General features: G+C 37.1%; 33 protein-coding genes. 28 read left to right on the top strand and 5 right to left on the bottom strand.

Annotation, left to right across the window (positions count from 1 at the left end; all coding sequences use genetic code 11):
- Positions 1 to 18 precede the first annotated feature (18 nt).
- The 19 genes from AB1H92_RS09185 to AB1H92_RS09095 all read left to right on the top strand — a co-directional run bounded on the left by AB1H92_RS09185 (position 19) and on the right by AB1H92_RS09095 (position 15,683).
- Entirely contained in the window at positions 19 to 1,596 is a 1,578-nt protein-coding gene (locus tag AB1H92_RS09185) for a class I adenylate-forming enzyme family protein (protein WP_115360582.1), read from the top strand.
- Positions 1,597 to 1,612: 16 nt separating this feature from the next.
- On the top strand, positions 1,613 to 2,404 hold the full coding sequence (locus tag AB1H92_RS09180; RefSeq protein ID WP_115364059.1) for an enoyl-CoA hydratase: 792 nt from the start codon (positions 1,613 to 1,615) through the stop codon (positions 2,402 to 2,404).
- 68 nt (positions 2,405 to 2,472) lie between these two features.
- Positions 2,473 to 2,685 (top strand): acetyl-CoA carboxylase biotin carboxyl carrier protein subunit, encoded by a 213-nt coding sequence (locus AB1H92_RS09175; protein WP_115360583.1) that lies wholly within the window; start codon positions 2,473 to 2,475, stop codon positions 2,683 to 2,685.
- Positions 2,686 to 2,728: 43 nt separating this feature from the next.
- Positions 2,729 to 4,174 carry a GntP family permease gene (locus AB1H92_RS09170; RefSeq protein ID WP_115360584.1) on the top strand — a complete coding sequence of 482 codons (1,446 nt, stop codon included), beginning with the start codon at positions 2,729 to 2,731 and terminating at the stop codon, positions 4,172 to 4,174.
- 220 nt (positions 4,175 to 4,394) lie between these two features.
- Positions 4,395 to 6,212, top strand: a complete 1,818-nt coding sequence (locus AB1H92_RS09165; protein WP_115360585.1) for a LysM peptidoglycan-binding domain-containing protein — start codon at positions 4,395 to 4,397, stop codon at positions 6,210 to 6,212.
- A 337-nt stretch (positions 6,213 to 6,549) separates the two neighbouring features.
- The gene (locus AB1H92_RS09160; protein ID WP_115360586.1) at positions 6,550 to 7,191 is read left to right on the top strand and encodes an HD domain-containing protein; all 642 of its coding nucleotides are present in this window, start codon (positions 6,550 to 6,552) and stop codon (positions 7,189 to 7,191) included.
- Positions 7,192 to 7,396: 205 nt separating this feature from the next.
- Entirely contained in the window at positions 7,397 to 7,753 is a 357-nt protein-coding gene (locus AB1H92_RS09155; RefSeq protein ID WP_115360587.1) for a hypothetical protein, read from the top strand.
- A 315-nt stretch (positions 7,754 to 8,068) separates the two neighbouring features.
- Entirely contained in the window at positions 8,069 to 8,236 is a 168-nt protein-coding gene (locus tag AB1H92_RS09150; RefSeq protein ID WP_166739519.1) for a hypothetical protein, read from the top strand.
- Positions 8,237 to 8,322: 86 nt separating this feature from the next.
- On the top strand, positions 8,323 to 8,547 hold the full coding sequence (locus AB1H92_RS09145; RefSeq protein WP_243835766.1) for a hypothetical protein: 225 nt from the start codon (positions 8,323 to 8,325) through the stop codon (positions 8,545 to 8,547).
- 770 nt (positions 8,548 to 9,317) lie between these two features.
- Positions 9,318 to 9,557, top strand: coding sequence for an ATP-dependent Lon protease (locus tag AB1H92_RS09140; protein ID WP_115360589.1), 240 nt, complete (start codon positions 9,318 to 9,320; stop codon positions 9,555 to 9,557).
- Between the two features lie 199 nt (positions 9,558 to 9,756).
- Positions 9,757 to 9,915, top strand: coding sequence for a hypothetical protein (locus tag AB1H92_RS09135; RefSeq protein ID WP_166739518.1), 159 nt, complete (start codon positions 9,757 to 9,759; stop codon positions 9,913 to 9,915).
- A 155-nt stretch (positions 9,916 to 10,070) separates the two neighbouring features.
- The gene (locus AB1H92_RS09130; protein ID WP_115360590.1) at positions 10,071 to 10,604 is read left to right on the top strand and encodes a tetratricopeptide repeat protein; all 534 of its coding nucleotides are present in this window, start codon (positions 10,071 to 10,073) and stop codon (positions 10,602 to 10,604) included.
- A gap of 99 nt (positions 10,605 to 10,703) precedes the next feature.
- Positions 10,704 to 11,303, top strand: coding sequence for an HAAS domain-containing protein (locus tag AB1H92_RS09125; protein WP_115360591.1), 600 nt, complete (start codon positions 10,704 to 10,706; stop codon positions 11,301 to 11,303).
- 216 nt (positions 11,304 to 11,519) lie between these two features.
- Positions 11,520 to 11,720 (top strand): cold-shock protein, encoded by a 201-nt coding sequence (locus AB1H92_RS09120; RefSeq protein ID WP_075528296.1) that lies wholly within the window; start codon positions 11,520 to 11,522, stop codon positions 11,718 to 11,720.
- Positions 11,721 to 11,891: 171 nt separating this feature from the next.
- Positions 11,892 to 12,341: a GNAT family N-acetyltransferase gene (locus AB1H92_RS09115; protein ID WP_115360592.1), complete on the top strand. Its 450-nt coding sequence runs from the start codon at positions 11,892 to 11,894 to the stop codon at positions 12,339 to 12,341.
- 56 nt (positions 12,342 to 12,397) lie between these two features.
- Positions 12,398 to 13,153 (top strand): exodeoxyribonuclease III, encoded by a 756-nt coding sequence (locus tag AB1H92_RS09110; protein WP_115360593.1) that lies wholly within the window; start codon positions 12,398 to 12,400, stop codon positions 13,151 to 13,153.
- Between the two features lie 252 nt (positions 13,154 to 13,405).
- A complete protein-coding gene (locus AB1H92_RS09105) occupies positions 13,406 to 14,506 on the top strand; it encodes a tetraprenyl-beta-curcumene synthase family protein (RefSeq protein WP_115360594.1) in 1,101 nt (366 codons plus the stop codon).
- 235 nt (positions 14,507 to 14,741) lie between these two features.
- On the top strand, positions 14,742 to 14,972 hold the full coding sequence (locus AB1H92_RS09100) for a hypothetical protein (protein WP_115360595.1): 231 nt from the start codon (positions 14,742 to 14,744) through the stop codon (positions 14,970 to 14,972).
- Positions 14,973 to 15,236: 264 nt separating this feature from the next.
- Complete coding sequence (locus tag AB1H92_RS09095; protein ID WP_166739517.1) at positions 15,237 to 15,683, top strand: YusW family protein; 447 nt, start codon at positions 15,237 to 15,239, stop codon at positions 15,681 to 15,683.
- 48 nt (positions 15,684 to 15,731) lie between these two features.
- Here the strand turns inward: AB1H92_RS09095 and AB1H92_RS09090 are convergent, their stop codons facing one another.
- Both AB1H92_RS09090 and AB1H92_RS09085 read right to left on the bottom strand, forming a co-directional pair.
- Complete coding sequence (locus tag AB1H92_RS09090) at positions 15,732 to 16,697, bottom strand: polysaccharide deacetylase family protein (protein ID WP_115360597.1); 966 nt, start codon at positions 16,695 to 16,697, stop codon at positions 15,732 to 15,734.
- Between the two features lie 37 nt (positions 16,698 to 16,734).
- Positions 16,735 to 16,905, bottom strand: a complete 171-nt coding sequence (locus AB1H92_RS09085) for a hypothetical protein (protein ID WP_155767526.1) — start codon at positions 16,903 to 16,905, stop codon at positions 16,735 to 16,737.
- 343 nt (positions 16,906 to 17,248) lie between these two features.
- Here AB1H92_RS09085 and AB1H92_RS09080 point away from each other — a divergent pair, with 343 nt between their 5' ends.
- The 4 genes from AB1H92_RS09080 to AB1H92_RS09065 all read left to right on the top strand — a co-directional run bounded on the left by AB1H92_RS09080 (position 17,249) and on the right by AB1H92_RS09065 (position 19,770).
- Positions 17,249 to 17,806 carry a DUF420 domain-containing protein gene (locus AB1H92_RS09080; protein ID WP_115360598.1) on the top strand — a complete coding sequence of 186 codons (558 nt, stop codon included), beginning with the start codon at positions 17,249 to 17,251 and terminating at the stop codon, positions 17,804 to 17,806.
- Between the two features lie 137 nt (positions 17,807 to 17,943).
- A complete protein-coding gene (locus tag AB1H92_RS09075; RefSeq protein WP_115360599.1) occupies positions 17,944 to 18,423 on the top strand; it encodes a metal-dependent hydrolase in 480 nt (159 codons plus the stop codon).
- A gap of 118 nt (positions 18,424 to 18,541) precedes the next feature.
- Positions 18,542 to 19,054, top strand: coding sequence for a GNAT family N-acetyltransferase (locus tag AB1H92_RS09070; RefSeq protein WP_115360600.1), 513 nt, complete (start codon positions 18,542 to 18,544; stop codon positions 19,052 to 19,054).
- Between the two features lie 56 nt (positions 19,055 to 19,110).
- Entirely contained in the window at positions 19,111 to 19,770 is a 660-nt protein-coding gene (locus AB1H92_RS09065; RefSeq protein WP_115360601.1) for an SIMPL domain-containing protein, read from the top strand.
- A 61-nt stretch (positions 19,771 to 19,831) separates the two neighbouring features.
- On the opposite strand, the gene AB1H92_RS09060 is transcribed toward AB1H92_RS09065, so the two are convergent.
- On the bottom strand, positions 19,832 to 20,548 hold the full coding sequence (locus AB1H92_RS09060; protein ID WP_115360602.1) for a 3-ketoacyl-ACP reductase: 717 nt from the start codon (positions 20,546 to 20,548) through the stop codon (positions 19,832 to 19,834).
- A 191-nt stretch (positions 20,549 to 20,739) separates the two neighbouring features.
- On the opposite strand from AB1H92_RS09060, the gene AB1H92_RS09055 reads away from it, so the two are divergent.
- The 4 genes from AB1H92_RS09055 to AB1H92_RS09040 all read left to right on the top strand — a co-directional run bounded on the left by AB1H92_RS09055 (position 20,740) and on the right by AB1H92_RS09040 (position 22,460).
- A complete protein-coding gene (locus tag AB1H92_RS09055) occupies positions 20,740 to 21,216 on the top strand; it encodes a DUF2975 domain-containing protein (RefSeq protein WP_115360603.1) in 477 nt (158 codons plus the stop codon).
- Between the two features lie 12 nt (positions 21,217 to 21,228).
- Positions 21,229 to 21,444, top strand: coding sequence for a helix-turn-helix transcriptional regulator (locus AB1H92_RS09050; protein ID WP_075528284.1), 216 nt, complete (start codon positions 21,229 to 21,231; stop codon positions 21,442 to 21,444).
- Positions 21,445 to 21,614: 170 nt separating this feature from the next.
- Complete coding sequence (locus AB1H92_RS09045) at positions 21,615 to 21,755, top strand: hypothetical protein (RefSeq protein ID WP_166739516.1); 141 nt, start codon at positions 21,615 to 21,617, stop codon at positions 21,753 to 21,755.
- Positions 21,756 to 22,049: 294 nt separating this feature from the next.
- Positions 22,050 to 22,460, top strand: a complete 411-nt coding sequence (locus AB1H92_RS09040; protein WP_115360604.1) for a GNAT family N-acetyltransferase — start codon at positions 22,050 to 22,052, stop codon at positions 22,458 to 22,460.
- Between the two features lie 349 nt (positions 22,461 to 22,809).
- On the opposite strand, the gene AB1H92_RS09035 is transcribed toward AB1H92_RS09040, so the two are convergent.
- Complete coding sequence (locus tag AB1H92_RS09035; protein ID WP_115360605.1) at positions 22,810 to 24,192, bottom strand: PLP-dependent aminotransferase family protein; 1,383 nt, start codon at positions 24,190 to 24,192, stop codon at positions 22,810 to 22,812.
- A gap of 121 nt (positions 24,193 to 24,313) precedes the next feature.
- On the opposite strand from AB1H92_RS09035, the gene AB1H92_RS09030 reads away from it, so the two are divergent.
- Entirely contained in the window at positions 24,314 to 24,928 is a 615-nt protein-coding gene (locus AB1H92_RS09030; protein ID WP_115360606.1) for an FMN-binding negative transcriptional regulator, read from the top strand.
- 48 nt (positions 24,929 to 24,976) lie between these two features.
- On the opposite strand, the gene AB1H92_RS09025 is transcribed toward AB1H92_RS09030, so the two are convergent.
- Positions 24,977 to 25,150 (bottom strand): hypothetical protein, encoded by a 174-nt coding sequence (locus AB1H92_RS09025; protein WP_166739515.1) that lies wholly within the window; start codon positions 25,148 to 25,150, stop codon positions 24,977 to 24,979.
- Positions 25,151 to 25,187 lie beyond the last annotated feature (37 nt).

Raw genomic sequence — 25,187 nt, 5'->3', positions numbered from 1 at the left:
AAAAAGGGGGAATTCATAATGGATATTGGACTCATTACGAGGAAAATGGCGAATTCATTATCAACAGAACAGGGTGCAAAAATTGCGATTAAAGAGGAGAGAGGGAGGGCTTGGTCTTATTCTGAACTCCATTCAATCTCTAATGCATATGCAAATAAACTTCGGGATATGGGTGTACAAAAAGGCGATAGAGTCGGTATTTTACTCTATAATTGCCTTGAATATTTTGGCTTATACTTTGCGGTAGCGAAAATCGGTGCGATTGCAGTTCGACTTAACTTTCGTCTCACGAGTTCGGAATTAGAATATGCGATTAACGACTCGGAAACAAAAGTGTTATGTTTTCATTCAACATTAGCCAATGAATTAGAAGGCATTCATGATAAAACATCAGTCGAAAAGTATATTTGTTTATTAAATGACAATGAAGCTAAACCGCAATGGGCAGACTCTTGGCGTACGTTAGAAAGCGGTTCGACAGAAGAGGTAGAAGAAATCGATATTAAACTGAGTGATCCTGTCATGCTTATGTATACGTCTGGAACAACGGGACGACCGAAAGGGGCAATATGGACGCATGACACGACATTATGGTTTTCTACGATGCAATCATTGAAGTGGAATTTCACAGAACGACAAATCGGGATGACAACAGGACCGCTGTATCATGTAGGGGCAATGGAGGATATCGGTTTACCGGTTCTTTTAATGGGTGGCACGTTGATCATAACGAAGAGTCAAGGCTTTCAAATTGAAAGAATATTAGCCGTCATTGAAGAGGAGCGCGTGACCGATTGTTTTTTATTTCCCTTTATGATTTATGACATGTTAAACAGTAAAGATTTAAACACTTTTTCATTGCCTGATTTAAAGACGATTTATACAGGTGGCGACCCATTATTGCCATCAGCGCTTGAACAATTAAAAGAAAAATATCCGCATATTGGCGTTGTGCAAGTCTATGGATTAACGGAAGGTACCCCCATTGCTGCATCACTTGATCCGGAAGATGCCTTTTTGAAAGGGCATACAGTCGGAAAACCAATGCCGATAACAGAAATAAAAATTATTGATGATTACGGAGTCAACTTACCTGTTGGAGAAGTCGGAGAAATTGCGATTAAAAGCCCAGCAGTTTCAATCGGTTATTGGAGAAATACGGAAGAAACGATGGAGACATTTGTTAATGGCTGGTGTAAAACAGGCGATTTAGGCGTATTCGATGAAGAAGGTTATCTTTCAATCGCAGGTAGAAAAAAAGATATGATTCGGAGCGGCGGTGAAAATATTTACGCTGCGGAAATTGAAGATATCCTATACCGACACAAAGAGATTAAAGAAGTATCCATTATTGGTATACCGGATCAAAGGTTTATTGAAGCGGTGTGTGCTGTCATTGTGAAAAGAGAAGACGCACAGTTAACGGAAGAAGATGTCATTCAGTATTGTGTTGAACATTTAGCAAGCTTTAAAAAACCGAAAAAGGTTATTTTTGTCGATGAACTGCCACGCACACCATCTGGAAAAATCCAAAAGTATTTATTGCGTGAAACCTATAGCCAGTTACCGGAAGAAGTGACAATAAATGATTCGTAAAAATGGGGGGGATTCAATGCAAACTGTACAAGTGGTTTCATGGTCATTAAAAGAAAACATCGCAACCATCACAATCGATAACCCGCCTGTAAATGTGCTGAGTGAGGAAGTCGTTGAGCAGTTAACGCATAGTTTAGATGAAATTGAAAATGAACCAAATGTAAAAGTAGTGATTATTACCGGAAGCGGTGAAAAAGCTTTCATGGCAGGTGGGGATATTAAAGGATTTCCGAATTGGATAGGAAAAGGTGTTCCTCTAGCGAAAGAAAAGTCCTTATGGCTTCAAGGACCCCTTAATAAGATTGAGCAATTGCCCTATCCAACAATTGCTGCCATAAATGGACTGGCACTTGGCGGTGGATGCGAATTGGCGCTCAGTTGCGATATCCGAATTGCGGAAGAGCAAGTTGAAATCGGGCTTCCTGAAGTGAAGTTAGGGCTTTTTCCGGGGGCAGGTGGTACACAACGCTTATCGCGGTTAATTGGCCTGTCCAAAGCGAAAGAAATGATTTTTACAGGAGATGCTGTTTCCGCAAACAAAGCAAAAGAAATCGGACTTGTGAATCATGTCGTGCCAAAGGGGGAAGCATTGGCGGAATCGATTGCCCTTGGTAAAAAAATGACGCGCCACTCATCGGTGGCAATTACGTTAGCGAAGCAGGCGATGGATACGGGAATTGAACAAACGCTTGAAGAAGGGCTACACACAGAGGCGGAGCGGTTTGGGGAGGTCTTTCAAACTGTAGACGTACGGGAAGGCGTACAAGCATTTATTGAAAAGCGTCAACCAAATTTTTTAGATAAATGAAGAATGCTAGAAGTGTTAAGTTGCGGGGGAAAGAAGTTTAATGAACTTCTCAAAAAGGGGGATTTTGTATGTCAAAGATAACAGCCAATATGGCAGGCAGTGTTTGGAAAGTGTTGGTCGCGGTCGGTGAGGAAGTGAAGGAGGGGCAAGATGTCGTTATTTTGGAATCAATGAAAATGGAGATTCCGATTGCGGCTGAAAAAGATGGTGTCGTAAAAGCAGTAAATATTCACGAAGGTGATTTTGTAAATGAGCAAGACGTCCTCGTTGAACTTGATTGATAACGTTAAAGGAATTTAACAATAAAATTAAGGGAGCGCTTTTATGAATCTGATTATCATTCTATTAGCACTAGGCTTCTTAATGTTTTTTGCCTATCGCGGCTATTCTGTCATTATTGTTGCACCACTTTGTGCATTATTTGCGGTTTTCTTTACGGATCCTAGCTATGTGCTGCCTTTTTTCTCGAGTATATTTTTAGAGAAAATGGTTGGTTGTATTAAATTATACTTTCCTGTCTTTCTTCTCGGGGCAATATTTGGAAAGGTGATTGAAATGACTGGTATTGCGGAGCGAATTGCAAAGGTCATTATTCGCTTTATTGGGGAAAAGCAAGCAATATTAACCGTGGTACTAATGGGGGCAATTTTAACGTATAGCGGGGTAAGTTTATTTGTTGTGGTATTTGCGATTTATCCTTTTGCAGCTCAATTATTTCGTCAAGCAAATATACCAAAGCGATTAATCCCGGCAACGATTGCATTTAGTGCATTTACATTTTCAATGGATGCAATTCCAGGTTCACCGCAAATACAAAATGTGATTCCGACAACATTCTTTAATACAACTGTATATGCGGCACCGATATTAGGATCAATTGGCGCACTATTTATCTTTATGAGTGGAATGTTATATTTAGAGAGCCGTCGAAGAAAAGCAGTTAAAATTGGTGAAGGATATTACGGAATCGGTAAACACCGAATTATTGAACAAGAGCCTGCCAATGAGATTGCTGCTACGTTAGATACATCAATTCCAATGCCCGATGTAAGGATAGAGGTAAAAGATTGGTTAGCGTTTATTCCGTTAGTCCTGGTTGGTGTATTGAATAAAATTTTCACGACCTTTATTCCGAAATGGTATGCGGATGGATTTGACTTTGCTGCAATTGGACTGGAAGACTACGGGGTGCTTAACTTAGGGCAGCATTTATCGCTATGGTCGGTGGAGTTGGCATTACTTGTCGGGATTATTTCAGCAATTGCATTAAATTTCGAAGCGGCTAAAGAGAAGTTTAAAGTAGGATTAAATGAAGGTATAAGTGGTTCCATCCTTGCGACAATGAATACGGCATCTGAATTCGGGTTCGGGGGAATTATCGCAATTCTTCCGGGGTTTGCGATGATTCAACAAACACTTTCCACGACATTTACGAATCCTTTAGTCAACGGGGCTGTGTTAACGAATGTTCTTGCAGGCATTACGGGTTCAGGTTCGGGGGGAGTCAGTATCGTATTAGGGATTATGGCAGACAAATATGTGGAAGCGGCTGCTGCATTTGACATTCCACTCGAAGTTATGCACCGAGTTGTCTCCATGGCAGCGGGTGGAATGGATACATTGCCGCATAACGGGGCAGTCATTACATTATTAATGGTCTGCGGATTAACGCACCGACAGGCATATAAAGATATCTTTGCGATTACGATTTTGAAAACAGCCGCCTGTTTTGCAGTGATCGCAGTTTATTTATTGACTGGCATCGTGTAAATAAAAGATTAAAGGAAATATCATAGTATATCGAAAGAGTATTATAGAGAACAATGACTGCCTCGTATAAGTTTCGTGTAGGGCAGTTTTCTGTTTAGAAGGAGTCATAAAATAATACGTTCACATATTAACTAAATCCATCGTCATTGGAACACCTTTCATTTCATATAGTTACGATAGAGAAAAGAAACCGGTGTTCAAATGAGAGGATGTGGGAAATATGCAATATTTTTATACAGTACGAACCGGGGATAGTTTATCTAAAATTGCGGAACAACATAATGTTTTGTTGGCTAATTTAATTGCGGCGAATCGGATTCAAAACCCTGATCAATTGGCCGTAGGGGAACAGTTATCAATTCCTGCGAGCATGCATAATTATATAGTTCAATCAGGAGATTCTGTTTATCAACTTGCGGGGAAATTTGGGGTTTCCATTGCGACGATAGCAGAGGAAAATCAACTCCAATCCCCGTATCTACTGAAGGTTGGTCAAAGATTAAGAATTCCACCTGGGGTCCCTTATTATACAGTGCAAGAAGGGGATACATTAGAAGTGATTGCCCGGCGATTCAATGTTCGCACGAAAGGAATCACTAAAACTTCACTGATTCAAGAGTTGAATCAGTTGCCAACTACCGCGATAACAACAGGGATGCGACTGAAAATACCGTATGCACCTATTGGAGAAAGTGGATTTATTGCGTACACTTCTCGTCTTGAAGGAGGACCAGACATTTGGTTGTATGACGTGGAAAGTGGCGTGAATAAACGACTTACGACTGAACTAGGTGCGACTCATTCAAAACCGATTTGGTCGATGGATAGTAGTAAAATCGCTTTTGTTGGGAAGAATCAAATCATTTATATTATTTATCATGAATCCGGGCTGATTGGGGCGATAGATCAATTAGCAGAAGGCGGAGACTTTACATTAAATTGGTCACCTGATAATGAAACGCTTGCCTATACAGCTAGGGGGAAAATCATTCTATATAACACGCGCACACATGAGAGCGAACAATTGGATCAAGCAGGTGTTTCGAATGTAAATTGGTTTCCGAATGGTAAAGAATTATTGTTTCAGGCGGTTGATAATGAAGGCGTAAGTCAACTTTACCGCAGTTCATTGACCGGGACAGATAGAGAACAAATAACGAATAATACGGAAGGACCAATGCATGAGGTACAACTTTCTAAAGATGGGAAATATGTTTTATATACAACACCGGGAGTTAGTATTTCGTTGATATACGTTGTAGAGGTGGCTTCGGGGAAAACATTTGAGGTCAAGGGTGGACCTGAAGCGAAAAATTATTTTCCAACATGGGCATCCGATTCAAAGCAAATTGCCTACAGTAGTACCGAATTAAAAGGACAGCAATATCGTTCGCAAATACGAACGGTTCATTTTGATGGTAAAAATGATCAAATCCAAGCGCTATCGAATTGCTTTTCGACACCGGTAACATGGTCGCCAAAAAATGAACGCATTGCCTATTTATCTGGATGTGGTGAAGAATATGCGTCTGAAATGTGGGCAGTCGATATTGAAAAGAGGTTCCTTGTTAAACTGATAGATGATAATCAAATTGATGCGTTACAATGGTCTCCATCGGCCATAGCCGATTTCACGACAGCAGAATTTACGAGTGACGTCTACGAAGTCAACTTTCAATATCCGTTAGGTTGGCAGAAAGTGAATGAGGAAAGATATGAGGGTGACGATGGATTCTTTCAAGTATCAGCGATAAGTGGTTCAGATAATCTAGAGGAAGTTTGCCAAATAGAAGCAAATCAAGAACTACAACCTTATGGATCGAAGCCTACGATTCTAAAGTCCGAAAATCCTGAAGTGGAATCATGTCTCATTATGCCTTCAGATGATCAACCTGCCGAAATGAAAAATCAAGCTGCATTTATCGTTAAATATCCAACACCCATTATCATTAAAGGCACAACGTATAATTATTTTATTTTATGGGCGGATAAAGAGCATATTAAAGAAATTTCATCTACCGTTATGTTTTTACCGTGATTTTTTAGAAAGAACAGGTTAAGTTTGGGTATGAAAATAATCTTAAAGATTAATTGGGATACAAACATTCAGTTTGTATCCTTATTTTTTGAAGTAAGAATTAGGAGTTTATAGACGCAGAACAGTTCGAAAATAATGAAGTGTTTGTATAACGGTAAATGTGATGTACAATGAAATAAATATTGCTCCCTTTTTTGCATAATTTGATCAAAATAAGGGAAAGAAAGTATTGATAGCTATTGCATAAGGCGGACACAGCCTTGATCAAAAATGCATGAAGCATTTTCCGTTGTTGTATACGATAACCCTCAATGAATATAGAAAGGTGCTGAATAGGATGGGTGTACATCAATACTTTAAAAGCTTATCTGATTTAGAACAAATTATCCGCTGTCCAGGAAAATTTAAATATCAGGAGCACTCCGTTGCCAGCCATTCATTTAAGGTGACAAAAATTGCTCAGTTTCTGGGGACGGTCGAAGAGAAGTCTGGCCAGAAAGTGGATTGGAGAATCCTATATGAAAAGGCATTGAACCATGACTACGCAGAACTTTTTACAGGCGATATAAAGACACCTGTAAAGTATGCTTCAAAAGAATTGAAGCAACTATTCAATGAAGTAGAAGAGGAAATGACAAGAAAATTTGTAGAAAAGGAAATTCCATCTGAGTTTCAAGCCATTTATTTGGAGCGGTTTAAAGAAGGTAAGGATGAAACGTTGGAAGGGCGAATTTTATCTGTAGCTGATAAAATTGATTTGCTTTATGAAGCATTTGGTGAGATTCAAAAGGGGAATCCCGAGCCATTGTTTATAGAAATCTACGAAGAAGCATTAAGAACAATATTGTTATTTCAAGATATGAACTGTGTAAAATACTTCCTAGAACATATTCTTACGGATATGCTCAACGAACGTTTCACTGAACATGACGAGTTAACAGGCATTGCAATGCGGATAATTGAAGAACATAATGGTTAAAAGTCATACATAACGTCATATGTTTAAACAACTAATATAAAATCTTACCTACCAAAATGAGGCCGGATAGTTACTAAACCAACCGTATCCTAATCAGGTAAGGGGGGATATTGGCAGGTTTATTGACGATTTAGCTGGGACAATCTGTGAGTTCTGCAAGTCAGGTAATGACTTTTCAATTAACGAGTTCACAAGGAGGTTTAACGTGAGTGATTATTTTACTAGTTATTTAATCGTCCTTAAAAGAAATTTTATGTTAGTCATAATCGCATTAATGTTATTGATCCCAACATTTTTTATTTGGGCTGGTATTCCATTTTTTCTCGTTGGTAGTGTAGTAGGGACTCTAACAGCCAATCCAATTCTTATTTTCTTATGTATTTCACTTTCAGGAGGTCTAATCTTTTCTTTATACTTTTTGCCAATCAATTTAAAAGTTGCACAAGAGATAGCAGTTATAAAAAAAATAAGTACACTTAATTCATTTTTACGATTGGAAGCAGTATGGATAACTGTTGTTGCTATGATTTATGTAATAGTTTTAAATACTCTTGTTCAGTAATCAGGCGCAGTTACTGAATAATGGTTACGTTTAAATTGGGCTAGATTGTGAGCTGTTAACCTGGTTAACTTTGAGTAGGAGATGTGGTATATGAGTTTTCTTCTATTTTTCGTTTTTCACACGCTAATTGGAATAGCATTAATATATTATTACGGGAAGTTGCCAAAAGCTATCTCTACATTTTTTATGGTCTTTTTTGCTTTTAGTATACTTTATTGGGGTTCAGTTGTATTAAGCTTTATGCAACTATAGCACGTTATTTATCGGGCACAATAATTGCATAGAATGATATATTGAAAACAGAGGTGGGAAAGTATGGATGCTTTTGATGCTGGTATAAATATCATATTTTTTATCTTTATCATTTATTTAATCTCAAGAGTCGCCAATTTTATTAAGCACACGAAAGATAAATTAGACGAAATGGATAAAAAGATAGATGAGATAAGAGAGTACATAGACAACAAAGTTAGCAAGCATTAATATATCTTCCTGACCATTTACCAGAACATTAAATATGGCAGGGATTTAGAGTTGGAGTACTTACTTTTCAGTATAGGAGTGTTTGAATGGATCATTTCAATTTAATGGGAGTAGGAAATTGGATTGGGATATTTACGACGATTTTAATTGTGCTTTGTTTTTATTTCACTCTTACTTTTTTCCAATACTTAAAATCAGACGAAGAACGTCTCGTTAAACAGTCAAAATTAGCAGCAGTTATTTGCCTCGCTCTCGGCTTGTTGATTCCAGCGTTATACAGTTTTTATATTTATAATGAGATGATGAGATAAAATTTGTTAGCTGTGTAGTAAACAATCGGGCGTATGATTGTGGAATAACGAACCTTGAAACTTGCTTTAAAATAAGCGGTTTTTTCTTTTACATATAAAGTGCCATAACTTAGGAGTATAGGCATGACAAAATTGAATTAAAATATTTATGTTAAAATATGGGGGTTTTTTAAAAAAGGGGATTTGTATGAAATATCGTTTGAGTATTCATTTACTTATTTTTATTAGCATGACTCTAATAATTTTAGGACAAAGTTTGCAGGATTGGGGCGAGTTCTCTTTAATTAGGCGATGGACAACCGGAATATTTATCGCTGTATGGTTGGTAAACCTATTTGTGTTTTTCACTCTTTCATATAAGTCCACCAAAAAGAACATGTATAATTCATGAAGAAGATGAAGTGAACGAAAACGCTTATAGTGTCGTTGCTTTATGGAATTGGGAAAGAAGAAATTATTTTATTATAGACTAGGCAACAAACGGGCCATTTAATGTTGTTTATGAGGAGGAGAGAAAGATTAATTTAGGGGATATGTTAGTTACGTTGGTATCATTAGGTTTTTTAATATTTATTATTGTTTTGGTTGTATTGTTAGTCCGTGGTAGTAATAAGCGGAAGCAAAGACTAGACCGAATAGAAAAGAAAATCGATAATTTGTATGACTATATAAAAAGTGAAAAATAACGACACTTCAGTTATCGGGCGCTTTAACGGTATAAAAAAGTGTCTATTTGGTTTAAATGCTAGCGAGGAGAAAGGGGGATTTTAGTGAAGTTATTATTGTCTATTTTATTGGCTGGTCTTTTAGGAATCCTAGCTTTCCTCGGTCCTATTGGTATCTATATTTTATGTGCAATTATTGTAGGGATAATTTTTAGGTCGCTTATTTTACTAAATGAGATTCATAAACAAGTTGTGCCTGCTAACGCCAATGACAAAGTTAAAGATGCGTACGAAAGGTATATAAAAGAAAGAGATGAAAAAGAGCGGAAGGCTAGTGGCGAATGAGCCTAAATTTACAATACTTTTATTTGTATTATTCTATAATCTGGCGCGATTATTGCTTAGATCGTCTTTTGGCAATAGGGATGTCTTCTGGAGACTATATTAAAACAAACGGGTCAGTTACTGCAAGAAGGATAAATTCTCATTTATTTGGAGTTTATTGGTTAACGAAAGACAATAAACTTTACAAGGGGGATATGAAATGCAAAAATGCAAAAACTGTGGTGGAAATTCATTTGTAAAAGTACCGGAATTTGAAAAAGAACTAACTGTCTGTTTGGGTTGTGGAGAGGTAGCTTCAATAAGGTTCGTAAACCCAAGTAGATTAAAGAAATATATCGATCCAAGTAATTTAAAATAATATATCTTAGAGTCGTTTGTGGAGAATGAGGTAGAGTATGTGCAGTAGTGGAAGCATAAAATTAGAAGGAATACAGAGTATTTATTGTTTTAAAAGACGTATTTGGAGGGGAAGTAGACATAAATATAGCAGATTTTAGAATTAATTTATCCGCTGTGAACGAGGTTATTTACTTTGATAAAAGTGAATGCCTTCGTGAAAAGACCTTTAATCCCTTATTCTTAAACCAGCTCATTAGCCAGGCAGAGGGTTTACTAAAGGGCAGTAATGAAAACGATAAGTATTTCCTTTATGGGGCTTTAGGAAATTTATACAGAATCAATGGACAACCCAAAAAAGCTATTAACTGTTTAACATATTGTCTTAATCATGCAGTCGAAGAAAGAAATCCTACAAGGGAAATCATCTCATTAATTCGTCTTGGAGAAGCTCTTAAATACGACAGCAACCATAAAAAGGCATTGGATCATTTTGATAAAGCCTTGGAGATTTGTGATGCCAACAAGATTGACGAATACTTGGATTTTGTACTGCAACACAAAGGTAAATGTCTAATGGAATTAGCTATGCTAAATGAAGCTGAAGAATGCTTTCAACAAGCATTGAAACTAAGAAAATTAAAAGGAAATCGCTCCTTAATTGACTCAACTGAACAAGCAATTGAATTGGTAAGAGAAATGCAAAGTTAATTAGACGGAAGAGGCGTGTGTATTCAGCTAACGGGCGCAATTCTGGCACAAGGGATTAGCGTCAGATATTGACGGGGCTGAGGAGAGGAGACGATCTGAATGAATAGTAAGTTGGAGCTGTCCAATAAGAGCCGGAATTTTCTTGATAATTTACGTGTATACTTATTTTCCAGTAGAAAAAACTTGGGCGAAATTGAAGAGGTTATGAATGAGTTAGAAGCGCACCTATTTGAAGCTGAACAAAACGGAGAATCCATTGAAAAAGTTATAGGAAAATCTCCAAAAGAATATATGGAGAGGCTTTCCAACGAAATGGCAACGGATAATAAGAGTTGGTTTAAATATATTGTTTTAATAATTTCGGGTCTATTTTCCTTTACAATTTTTCCTGACATAATAAACTTAAATCAATCCTATTCTGTCATGGAAATTGTCGGGCATATTGTATTTGGTTTTACTTTTTTCTTTTTAGCTTTTGTAGGTTTAAAATATACATCTACAATGAATCAATCTATGGTAAAGCAGGCAATGGTGTTACTTGGAATAGTTTTGTTACTAACTGCCTTATTTTTCGGATTGTTTTCCTTGAATAAAGTAATTGACAGCCCAGTTATTCATTTAGGCACATTAGGCAGCATCGTTATTGCTGTATTCATCGTGTTATTTTTTATTGGTGTTTACTTTTGGGCAAAGAAATAACATTCTAGAATTAGGCTTAGTTACTCTAAACACACCGCATGAATATTGCCTTTAAAAAAGAAGTTTATTATTTGCTTGCTATTTGATCATATGTCTGTTATTCTATATAAGAGTTATTTTTGTTCGTTTTCAACTTGAGATTTTGTTTTTCGTCTAAGGTCTTGAACAAAGATAGTAACATATTGTGTGGAATATCCACACTAGGAGGCAACAACAATGGAACAAGGTACAGTTAAGTGGTTTAATGCAGAAAAAGGTTTTGGATTTATCGAGCGTGAAGCAGGAGAGGACGTATTCGTACATTTCTCAGCAATCCAAAGCGAAGGTTTCAAATCTTTAGACGAAGGTCAAAGTGTAACGTTTGAAATTGAAGAAGGACAACGTGGCCTACAAGCTGCAAACGTTCAAAAAGCTTAATAATAGCTAGAAAAAGACCCCATGAGGGTCTTTTTTTTATGCTTAAATTTGTTAGCATGATTCATAAATTCTTATAGAAGTTTACTTTCAGAAGGACGACAATTCTCCTATTATGATAAAGTAGAGTGGGTCAGAATATTTCAACAAAAATTAGATTTAGAGGTGTTTTTCATGAAAATTGAAGTGCGAGAAATTCAAGCAAAAGAAACATATGCCGTTCGACATCCTGTATTACGGCCGAATCAAGGCATTGAGACATGCGATTATCCAGGTGATCATGATGAGACGACTTTTCACTTAGGCGCATTTGTGGATAATAAATTAGTGGGCATTGCTTCATTTTACGAAGATGCATTTGAAGACTTTCAAGAGGAAAAACAGTATCGTCTGCGAGGCATGGCGACATTACCGGATTATCGAGGTATGCAGATTGGCGCACAACTTATTCACGCAGCGGAAGCACTTTTACGTGAACGAAGTACTTCGATTTGGTGGTGTAATGCTAGAAAAAATGCAATTGGTTTTTATAAAAAACTTGGACTCGCTGTTTACGGAGAAGAATTTGAGATTGAAGGGATCGGCCCGCACAAAGTAATGGTGCGGAAATTGAAATCGACATAGCTCCTTCGTTAATTTGATAAACTAGTGCTAGCGTAAGAGAAGGAGAGGTATTTAGATTGAAATTAGTATCGTGGAATGTAAACGGGTTACGGGCTTGTGTTCGTAAAGGTTTTTTAGATTATTTTAAAGCAGTCGGCGCAGATATATTTTCCGTTCAGGAAATTAAATTGCAAGAAGGACAAATCGACTTGGACCTAGAAGGGTATTATCAATATTGGAATTATGCAGTGAAGAAAGGATATTCTGGAACAGCCGTGTTTACGAAAGAAAAGCCTTTATCTGTGCATTATGGTGTAGGGGATGACGAAACTGAAGAAGAAGGCCGTATATTAACGCTTGAGTTTCCAGCATTTTATTTGATCAACGTGTATACACCGAATGCGCAGAGAAGTTTAGCCAGACTTCCTTATCGCCTTGAATGGGAAGAAAAAATGTTTACTTATTTGAATTCGCTAGATGAAAAGAAACCCGTCATTTATTGCGGGGACTTAAATGTAGCGCATGAAGAAATTGATATTCGAAATGTAAAGTCTAACATTGGGAATTCAGGATTTACTTATGAAGAACGAGGCCGAATGACAAAGCTGCTAGAGGCAGGGTTTACGGATACGTATCGTTACTTCTATCCAGAGCAAGAAGAGAATTATACATGGTGGTCGTACATGAATAAAGTCCGGGAGCGAAACATTGGATGGCGGATAGATTATTTTATCACGTCGAAACGATTAGAACCGAAGTTGAAAGATGCGGCAATCCATGCGGATATTATGGGAAGCGACCATTGTCCGATTATGCTTGAAATTAATTTTTGATAGTTCCCCACTACAAAAACTAGGTTGATTTCCGTTCCGGGCGGACGCTTTCCGTGGGGCCGGCGGTAAGCTTCCTCAGTCGCTTCGCTCCCTGCGGGGTCTTACCTGTCCGGCTAATCCCACAGGAGTCGCCGCCCTGCACTCCAATCAACAAATATCTGATTTATTATATCAAGGTTAGTTGTAAATATGTGTAAGAAATTTAAAATAAACGCAAGCCATTGGGAGTATTTGGGAAATGGGGTATAAGAAATGAAAATACCGAGTCATCCGATTACGTTAATGGATAAAGTGTATCGAAATATTATGCCGGCTGTCCACGAAGAGTTGCGCTACTGGAAAAAGCGTGCAGAAGAAATTCCAAATGATGAACTAAGACAACAAGCATTAGCCAGTATTGAACAGAAAACGATTCACTGTGAAGGCGGTTCAATTATGGCACTTACTGCACTCGGCAAAAAAAGAGAAGCAATCAAATTTATTGTCGCCTACCAAACAATTAGCGATTACTTAGACAATTTATGCGACCGGAGTACGTCTTTAGATCCGAATGATTTTGCTGCATTGCATGAATCAATGACAGATGCGTTAACTGTTGATGCGCCTTCTCGGAATTATTATCGTTTCAGGGAAGACCAAGACGATGCGGGTTATTTAGAAGAATTGATGAAAGCTTGTCAAAATGTACTAAAATCTGTGCCTCATTATGAAACCATTCGACCGTTTATGTTAGAGCTATGTGCGTATTATTGTGACTTGCAAATTCATAAGCATGTGCGGAAAGATGAACGTGAAGACCGTTTAATTGCTTTGTATGAGCAACAAAAAGAATTTCTACCGTCTATGACTTGGTATGAGTTTTCAGCTTGTTCTGGTTCTACTTTGGGGATTTTTTGTCTCGTCTCATATGCACTTCGCCCAGACTTTCAAGCAGTACATGCAGAGATGATTCGGGACGGCTATTTCCCATACATCCAAGGTTTACACATTTTATTAGATTATTTTATTGACCAAGATGAAGACCGTATAGGTGGCGATTTGAATTTTTGTTTTTATTATGAAAATGAAGAGCAACTAGCCATGCGTCTTATCCATTTTTTGCTCGAAGCAGATCGACGTACGAAAGATTTGCCGGACAATCAATTCCATCAATTAATTGTTCGAGGATTACTCGGCGTGTATTTATCAGATCGAAAAGTGAATGAACAAAAAGCGGTGAAAGCACTTGCGAAAAGAGTGATGAAGCAAGGTGGAATGATTAGCCGATTTTTCTATTGGAATGGCAGGGCATACAGGTGGGTTCAACAAAAGCTGCCTGCATTTGGAAAGAAGACGGAAGTAATAAATCGATAAATATTAGTATGAATCAAGGTGACCTGTCGGAGGAGTAACACCAAATTAGAACAGTAAAAAGCACTGCAATTGCAGTGCTTTTTACATTCTTTATAATTTTATATAGTATTATTAAAACGATTACACTGTATATTCTTAACATTCGTATTAAATTGAATGTAAAGTTTGTGAAAGATTATTCTCCGGCATAAGGATTTCAGGTTAGATTAACGAATCAAAGGGGGATTTAGATTTTATGAGCAAAAGAAAATATATTTCATATTCGTTATTGGGTTTTCTAGTTGGTTTATTTATTATACCTTCCATATTAGTTTGGTTAGGAGTTCCATTTTCATTTGCAACTGTATTACATTTGATATTTGGCGAACCAAACCTTGTAAAAGGAGTAATCGTATTTATTCTTACTGGTTTAATTGTCTTTTTTGTTGTTCGAAGTTCATACAAAGATTATAAAGAGTTAAATTAGTATAGTTCTTTCGCTAACGGGTGCGTTACTGAAATAGCTGTGAAAACTGTGTAGTGCTCAATAATGCTGCGTGTCTTGTGCGGCAATTGGAAAGTTCCAGGTTTAACATGCGATTTTGAGTTTGTTATTTAATGACTTGTGATTCTGAAGAGAACCCATCATTAGTCAGAGGAACCTCTTTTAATTCCACCAGTTTGATTTTGCGTATATACAGAGCCCCTTTCGGTTAAAGTAACAATAAGTAATGAAGAAGAGGGGATGAAATTGAATAAACGATTTTTCCGGCTGACCTTTCTTTTAATTGTAGCTAGTTTAATCCTTTTTGCTTGTACAAATAGAAATCTAGTGACAAAAGAAGTGGACGAAGATGAAACAGCTGAATCATTAGGTGAGGAATATGGTTTTACAATGTTTAACGTCACTTTTGATACAACTGAAATGAAAGAGGCACTCATTGGTAATTACGATGAAAAAGTGGATAAAACAGAAGCTGTTTATGAAAGCAAAATTGATAATGTCTATCTACACGGAGATAAAGCGATGGAGAAGCTTGACAAGATTTTCAAAGAGCTTGAGTTAGATGCTGAGATGGATGATGAGGATATGATTAAAGAAACAGCAAAAGCGTTTGAAGTGATGGACTATAAAAGTTTGAAATTGAAAGTAACGTTTAAAGGCCGCGATACGAAAGAATTAATGATGACCAAATAATATGAAAAACCGCCTAATAGCTACTATTGGCGGCTTTTTATTGTTCATTTATTGGTCAATTCGTTTTTCATCCATCATTTCAGAAACGGTTCCGAGTACATAGCCTTTATCTTTTATTTCTTGAATCATTTGCCCAAGCCCTTCAGCAACAGGCTGGGTTGGGTGCATTAAAATCATTGCTCCGTTATGCACTTTTGATACAACTCGTCTGACCATCCGTGATGTTTCTGGTTTTTTCCAGTCAACGGTATCCACTGTCCAAAGAATGGTGAACATGTCCAATTCCCGAGCGATTGTTACGGTTTCATCGTTAAAACTACCACTTGGTGGAGCGAACCATTGGGGTTTAATCGATAAAGTTTCTTCTATGATATCGTTTGTCTTTTTTAGTTCTTTCATCGTTTGGCTGCGGGAATAAAATTTAAGATCGGGATGACTATAAGCATGGTTGCCAATTTCGTGGCCTTTATCGTAAATGGCCTTAGCCAAATCTGGATTTTTTTTAACCCAACTTCCATCGAAGAAAAAGGTTGCACGGACATGATGTTGCTGTAATGTGTCCAAAATATCGGGAATAAATTCATTGCCCCAAGCCACGTTAATTAATAGGGTTACCATTGGTTTTTCAGGATTGCCTTTATAAATAGGGGAAGGCGATAAATCAGCCAAATGGACTTTAGGTGAAACTTCTTTATAGACAATCAGCTTTTCATCGAATGTTTCATTTGGCCACATCGCTAAATAACTTTCTTCAATGTCAACCTCAAGTCCATTATAACCTGGTATTGCTTTCCAGATAGGGTCCACTTTCGCGTCAATCGGCTCACGATTATTTTCGTTCGCGTAGGCGTGAATCTGTTCTAGTAAGTTCTCATTTTCAAAGTTGGTGGGGATTAAATTGGCTGACGTTTGAATGGTTGCCGTTTGTTCATTTGGGTTCGCTGTAATCACTTCAAGTACGAGAACAATTATAGCGATATAGATAATACTAACGAATAGATATGTTTTTTTCATCTTAAATCTCCTATATGAGATAGAAGTTCTACTCAAGCTATTTTTTACGTTTTGATTTGTTTTTCTGGCGTTTAGGTTTAGTTAATTCAGCAAATTCCTCTGCCATTTCCGCTTTCATATCACCAGGCTGTATCTTTTGGTTTTTCGGTGTTTGCGGTAAGGACTTTGAATTATTGCTCTTTCCTTTATGATCATCTCTTCCCATCATCAAAAACCTCCTTCTAGTTATTCCTTTTTAATATGGTCTATAAAATTAAATTTATGTATGAAAATAGAGCGTGAATTTTATGTGATTGAGCGGACAACCAATCGTATTCAGAGGACATTTGAAGATTGAGGGGACATCCTACATGATTGGTCGGACATCTTGCAGGATTGCTCGTAGAATCTAACGAATTCAGCCTACATTTCAAAAATGAACGCACATCCATAATTTTGCCACATCTTTTTGACAAGCATCAAAACTTTTACAATTAAATGGTTATGATAGAATCGTTATGTTAAAGTAATTAGAAAGAACTTCAGAAAAGTATAATGGAGTGAATGATTAAATGGCTAGTAGTAAAATAGAAAATATCAGTCCTAACTTTAAAAAACGTAATTACAAACCAGCAATTATTATCATTTCTATTATTTTAATAGGGGCAATTGGTGTGTTGGCTGGACTTCCGGGGTATGAAGATTTTGATGCGTTTGATGTGACAATTTTACCGCTCTTGAATGCAATTTTTAATACGTTTACTTTTATATTTTTGTTGTTTGCACTTCTTGCTATTATTAAGAAAAATGTTACACTCCATCGCCGTCTTATTTATGCGGCTTTTGTGACGACGTCGCTATTTTTAGTGTCATACGTGACATTTCACTTTTTAGCGCCATCGACCCCGTTTGGCGGAGAAGGTTTGATCGCAGGTTTTTATTACTTCATTTTAATTACCCATATTGTGCTTGCGGCGGCAATTGTTCCATTGGCGTTAACGAGTGTTGCGCGTGCTTGGAATATGGAAAATGAACGTCATCGTAAAATCGCGCGTTGGACAATGCCGATTTGGCTGTATGTCAGCCTTACAGGAGTACTCGTTTATATTTTGATTTCGCCATATTATTAATCAACGAAGATCATAGTGGGACGCTTTCGTCTACTATGATCTTTTTGTGTTGAAAATCAATGCCTCGATGAGTCGAACGTATGATTCACTCACTGGTTAAATTATGGTATTATGGAAAATGTTAAAGGAGGGGTAGCATGACAGGGAAAACTCACATCTTAGGCGGAATTGCAGCAAGTCTTGCTTATGCCCACATCGCAAATGAGGATCCAATGATTTTAGTAGGTGCCGGGATTGTAGGCGCACTTCTACCAGACATTTGCCATAGTGGTAGTAAATTAGGAAGAAAATTACCGCTACTATCGAAAATCATCAATACCTTATTTGGACATCGTACTTTTACACATAGTATATTATTTTTGGTCCTAATCGCTTCGTTAATGAATGCGTTCTTTCCGAACGATGTAGTAAAAACTGGAATCTTAGTTGGCATGGTCAGTCATTATATCTTAGACATGGCAACTAGAAATGGCATTAAATTATTTTTTCCGCTTAACTTAACGGTTCGGTTTCCAGTAACAACGAGAACCGGCAGCAAAGTAGAAGGCATTGTGTTTAGTTTATTGACACTGATTTCGTTTTATTATGGTTTCCAAGTACTTGGTTTTTATTTGTAAAAAGATGGAACATTTTAGATTCGCAGTTTGCGGGTCTTTTTTGTTTTCTAAAAATAAAGGTTTTCAAAGGAGTTTATTGAATAGGCATATAGAGTAGAGGGAAAGGGAGAGTTGCAGGATGTTCATTCGAAAAGCGACAGTAGAAGATGTAAAAGGCATTGCGAAAGTTCATGTTGACAGTTGGAGAACCACTTATCAGGGGATTGTCCCGGATTCTTATTTAAGTAGTCTTGCTTATAAAGAACGAGAAAAGATTTGGGTACGTGGGATAAAGGAAAATACGATTTATATTGTAGAAGATGAAAGCGATCAACTTGTCGGATTTGCAACAGGCGGAAAAGAGCGTACAGGCAAATATAAAGATTACCTAGGTGAGTTGTATGCGATTTATTTATTGGAGGCAACGCAAGGGAAGGGGCTTGGCCGGAAGCTTTTTAATCGGGTTGTGAAAGATTTACAGGGTAAGAATTTGAATTCAATGCTCATTTGGGCGTTGGCGGATAATCCTGCTTGCCATTTCTATGAAAAGCTAGGCGGAAAGAAAGTGGACACTGCTGAAATTGAAATTGCTGGGAAAAAGTTGAAGGAAGTTGCATATGGTTGGGATTGTTTATCCAATATAGAAAAGTGACTTGTGTTTTATTCCATACGAAATACATACAATTAAACAAGTGAATCGTAGAAGGGATGGAAGCCATTTATTATCCGTATGTCCTGCAAAATACTCGAAGAACAAAAGGCGTGATGACGGTGATTGGCACTGGTAGTATCACGTTGCCGCCGGATACTGTTCAAGTTCATGTAGAAGTACGAACTGAAAATGAAACATTAACCATTGCCCAACAAGAAAATGCAACTGCGATGAATCAAGTGATTGAGGCGTTATTGAATTTTGGAATTGATAATGAACATATACAAACCGCATCCTATAATATTACTCCTCAATATGATTATATCGATGGAGAACAAAGGTTTAGGGGATATGAAGTCTCTAATGTCATACAGGTAACGAGTGTAGTCATTGATAAAATTGGTGCCATTATTGATTTAGCTGTTGAAAACGGCGCGAACGGCATATCGAATATCCAATTTTTCGTTGCAGATGAACAAGCGGCGTACCAAAAAGCATTAAATGAAGCCTTGAACGATGCTACTGAGAAAGCGCAATCGATGGCAGAAACGATGCATCTTCAAATTGACCCGATTCCGATTAAGATTGTAGAGGAACGGAGAGAAGCGCCAATCATTCCTCGAATGTTTGTCGCTAAGGAGATGAGTGGTACAACACCGATTGAACCTGGACAATTAACAATTAACGCTTCTGTCACTGTACAATTTAACTATTAATAGAAGAAAAATTGAAGAAGAGTAGAAAAGCCTTCCCAATGTGAGGAAGGCTTTTTGCATATTAAGGATTTGTCGACCATAAACCAGCAGATTTGACGAAAACACGTGGGTGAAGCTTTAATTGTGCAACCATTAAATCAGCTAAATCTTCTGGCTGCATCACGTTGTCAGGATTGCCGTCAGTTAGATTTTCTGCAAATGCTAAATCAGTTGCAACTGTACTCGGTGTGAGTGCTGTTACGCGAATGTTATGCTTTCTAACTTCTTGCATAAGAGATTCTGTTAGTCCAATCAGGCCAAACTTAGATGCACTGTATGCAGCAGTTACAGGACCGCCTCTTTCTCCTGCAGTTGAAGAAATATTAATAATGTCTCCCGAACTTTGTTCAATCATGCTAGGAAGTACAGCTCTTGTGACGTTATAAACGCCCATTAGGTTAATATCGATAATATTTTTAAACTCATCTGGAGATAAATCTAGGAACTTACCGAATTTGGCAACCCCAGCATTGTTAATTAAAATATCAATGGTACCTAGTTCGGATTGGATATGCTCCACAGCTTTCTGAGCAGATTCAATATCTGAAACATCTGCAGTTGCCATGGTTACCTCAACGCCATATTCTGCAATTTCTTCTGCTACTTTTTCTAGGTTTGCACCTGTTCTTCCAACTAACCCTACATTAATCCCTTCTTTAGCAAATGCAATCGCTGTTGCACGTCCAATTCCTCTGCCTGCGCCTGTAATTAACGCCGTTTTTCCTTTTAAATTTTGCATGGTATGACTCCTTTATTCATTCATATTTATCACGGTAATTATAACAAAGAAAGTCTTGATATCCGAAAAATAAGGCTCGAGCGATTAGCGTTGAGGATCATATTAAAATCTATTAAAGAATAAATTTTTATTGATAAACGATAAAACTCCTGTTAATATAAAAAACATCAAAAATAATTGAGGTGCTTTTTATGAAACAAGGTTCAACACTCTTTTTAAAAATCGCTGTTTTTCTAATGGGAATTCCAGTCCTTGCGCTCGGTATATTTGGCGTGACTTGGTTAGCAAAGAATCCTTTTAATTCGAATTATGACCAAATCCTCTATCCGATTGTAATAGGCATGTATCTATCGGTAATCCCGTTTTTTATTGCATTGTCCCAGGCATTTAAACTCTTAAGCTTTATTGATAAAAACAAAGCTTTCTCTGAGCGTTCTGTTAACGCTTTAAAAAAGATTAAACGTTGCGCAATGGTCATTAGTGGTTTGTATGTGATTGTATTACCATTTGTATTTTTCGTCGCAGAGCTCGATGATGCACCAGGACTGATTATAGTTGGAATGGTTCCTATCTTTGCTTCAATGGTGATCGCAGTTTTTGCAGCTGTTCTTCATAGACTTTTGCAAGAAGCGATTCATATGAAAACAGAAAATGATTTGACGGTTTGAGGTGAAAACACAATGGCAATTATCATTAATATAGATGTGATGTTGGCGAAAAGGAAAATGAGTGTAACAGAGCTTTCCGAGAAGGTAGGCATCACAATGGCTAATATTTCAATATTGAAAAACGGAAAGGCAAAAGCAATTAGATTTTCAACTCTAGAGGCCATTTGTCAGGCATTAGACTGCCAACCGGGGGATATTATCGAATACAAACCTGATGAAGTGGATTGAAAAAGTTGCAAAACATAATTGTAAAAGAGCTTGGTAAAATATTAACGAGTTCGGTACATGGGGAGAAAACGATAAAACACATCGCAAATGGGATCACAATTCGCACATGAATTGTGTTTCCGCAATTACTTAATCCTTTTCTTCCATTTTCAAGTAAGAAGGTTAAAGAAATGTTAGGATTAAATGAATTGCGATGGCAAGAAATCGAACCAATTTCCATATCTCTTTCCGAAATTAAACCATTGTTTGATAGGATTGATTTGATGAAAATCGAAGAAGAATTAGAGCGCTTAAATAAAGGTGTTTTATAATAGTAACTAGGCTCCCACATTACTCCATAATCGGGCGCGATTGTATTATAAGCGATTGCATAAGACGGGCATGATTGCTGAAATACAGATTATTGCGCGAGCTCTAAAAGTTCGATATAGTTAATATTAAGACAATGAGCGGTAATAAGGTAATCTTTTTATTTTTCATATATTTAAACTTGAAATTATAGATGCGGAATTATACAACGATAAAGTAGGATGTAAAGGAGGTATAAGACAGTGGATAAACTATGGAATAACTCTTCAAAATAACATTTTTGAGGAGGATAATAAATGACGATATGTTTCAAGAATAGTAAAAACATTAATGTTGATCAGTTGGAAAAATTATATAATGACGTTGAATGGTTTGCATATACACAGGATTTGGCCATTCTACAACAGGCTCTATCGCAATCACTGGATGTTATATCAGCTTGGGACGGAGACGAGTTAGTTGGACTCATTCGAATTGTTGGTGATGGATTAACAATTATATACGTACAAGACATACTCGTCTTAAATGCTTATCAAAACCAAGGAATTGCTACCAAACTACTGCAACAAACCTTGAATAAATACAATAGCGTTCGGCAAAAGGTTCTCCTAACTGAGGAGGCTCCTGACGTCAGACACTTTTATGAAAAGAACGGCTTTCAATCTTGTGACAAAGGATTTTTAGTTGCATTTGCTAAGATGAATTAAAGGTTATTACCAGTAAAAGAATAGTTGTGAATGCATAAATAATCGGGAGAAGTTCTTTTGAATCTCCCGATTTATTTTATTCTAGAATCGGACGCACTTATTGAATAAGTAACTGCGCCTATTCAGCATAAGGGCCATATTGTTGAGTAAAGTAAACACATATTTATTTATAATGCAATCGAGATTGTGAAGGATTACACTTAAACTAACGGGGCAGGTTAGTTGAACAAGAAAAATAAAAAGCATTCTATATTGAATGCTTTTTATTTTTATCATAATTAGGTGATGTACTAAAGTTTGTTAATGTACGGTCCAATACCTTTTCGGTAAAAGGCATAAAGTAATCATATTAGTCCTCCCAAGCCTTATTTAAAAGCTTCACGCCTTTTTGAATTTCATCACGTGTAAGATTACTGAATCCCAGTTTAATAATTGCTTCTGCAGGATGATTTTTTATGAAATAGATTGAAGTAGGATAGACTTTTACCCCATAAATGGAAGCACGCTCGATTAACCATTCTTCTGAATGATTTAGATGTACTTTAACTAAAACGAACAAACCAGACTGTTCTCCAATGATGGATATACTTTGTTTGAAGTGTTTTTTTAATTCTGAAACTAAGCACTGCATTTTTCGCTTATAGACAAGCCGCATTCGTTTAATATGGCGATTCCATTCTCCTTCTTCCATAAATTTAGCCATTGTAAGCTGGCTCAAGAGCGATGAGGTACTCTCGAAATGAAGAAATTGTTTTTTATAACGATTTAATAATAACTCTGGTAGCACCATATAACTTAGGCGGATTCCTGGAAGAAAGGACTTTGAGAAATTCCCTAGGTAAATGACTCTTGTTGAATCAATGGATGCAAGTGCTGGAAATGGTCGTTGAGTATAGCGAAATTCACTGTCATAATCGTCTTCGATAATAAATCCATTTTTGTTGTTAGCCCAATGAATAAGCATTTGCCTTTGTTGAATGGACATACTTACACCTAGTGGACTTTGATGGGAGGGGGTTACATAGATTAACCTCGACTCCAGTTTTTCTAATACTGAAAAATTAGCCCCTGTCTCATAAACTGGTAAAGTCTCAATCCTGAAACGATGAAATCGAAAAGCCTCCATTGCTCCATCATAACCTGGATCCTCTATAATAATGCCAGCATTATCATCCTTTAGGATTTGTCCAAGATGAATTAACATTTGTTGGGTACTACTGCCGATAATAATCGCATTTGGCTCTGTTTTAACTCCACGGTATTGGAATAGATAAGTCGCGATTTGCTCACGCAAGCATACCTCACCAAAGGGTTCCCCGTATCGAAAGCTCTCCGGTAATGTTAAAACTTGATTTGATATCCTTCTCCAAATTTTTAAAGGGAAATTGGTTTGATCTACGGCCCCTGCTCTGAAATCAACTTCGACTGGCGTTACCGTCACTTTATGCTTTTTATGAGGTGGGTTGAAAGTATCTTGAACTAAAACTTGCTGTAATTCATTTACAAAATATCCTTTTCTCGCTTCTGAGCGGATATAGCCTTCCGCTAAAAGCTGCTCATATGCCATCAATGTGGTATTGCGACTGACTTGAAGAGACTCTGCAAGTTGGCGAATGGACGGCAAAGAATCATTAGGATGTATGTCGCCACGCTTAATAAAAGACTTGAACTGCTCGTATATTTGCTGGTATTTGGGGGAGTCATCGTTCAAAATAAAAATAGTGTTTTTCATATACGACCCTCCTGACATGTGTATTTGTTTATAATTGTACCTTTTTATATGTCAAAGTGTATAGTAGAATACTCATATGAAATAGTTATAATTATAAAACCAATAAAGGAGTTGTTCAAACATGTTTATTCCTAAATATTTTAAAGTCACGGACATGAATGAGGTCATAGAGTTTATTCAAAAAAACTCTTTTGGAACCATCGTCACAACAAAACAAGGGAAACCAATTGCCACTCATATACCTTTGGAGTTTGGAAAAAAAGGCGATGAATATTATATCACAGGACATATAGCCTATGGAAATCCTCAATGGAGAACATTTGAAACGTGTGAGAACGCACTTGTTATGTACCAGGGACCGGATGCGTATATTTCTTCTTCATGGTATGGTGATGAAAATGTTCCAACATGGAATTATCAAGCGGTCCATGTATATGGCAAACCGATTATTTTAGAGCAAGAAGAGTTAAAACAAGAACTGATTATGTTACTAGAAAAATATGAAAAACATCGGAAAAATCCAGTTTTTTGGGACAAGCTCTCGCCTCAGCTATTAGAAAGGGAACTTAAAGGTATTGTAGGATTTAAGATTAAAGTGGAAGAAGTTGAAGCCGCTTATAAATTAAGCCAGAATCGAAATAAGGAGGATTACCGCAACATCATTGATCAATTACAGGAGGAAGAAGATCTGAATTCTCATCAATTGGCAGAAGCGATGAAGAAAAATAAAAAATAGGGGGAATTGAGAGGTCGATTTGTGAAGATTTTCACTTAAACGGGTGCTTTAGTTAAACAATCGGCTGTCTTTACATAACAGCTTTTTTATATTGAGTGATGGTATGAATAGAGCAGAACGTAAAATGCCTTTGTTTCCTGATGCTGGTGTTGCTAGACGGTAAAGTTCTTTTAATTCTACTCGCTTTTGACCAATCAACTGATTTGCATAAAGTAACGCCATCGGACCAACCTAGCGTAAGCATACGAAACCCTTTATA

Source organism: Sporosarcina pasteurii (genome assembly GCF_041295575.1).
GTDB classification, from domain to species: domain Bacteria; phylum Bacillota; class Bacilli; order Bacillales_A; family Planococcaceae; genus Sporosarcina; species Sporosarcina pasteurii.
The sequence above is the reverse complement of the archived record's forward strand: the minus strand, read 5'-3'. Positions and strand labels throughout refer to the sequence as shown.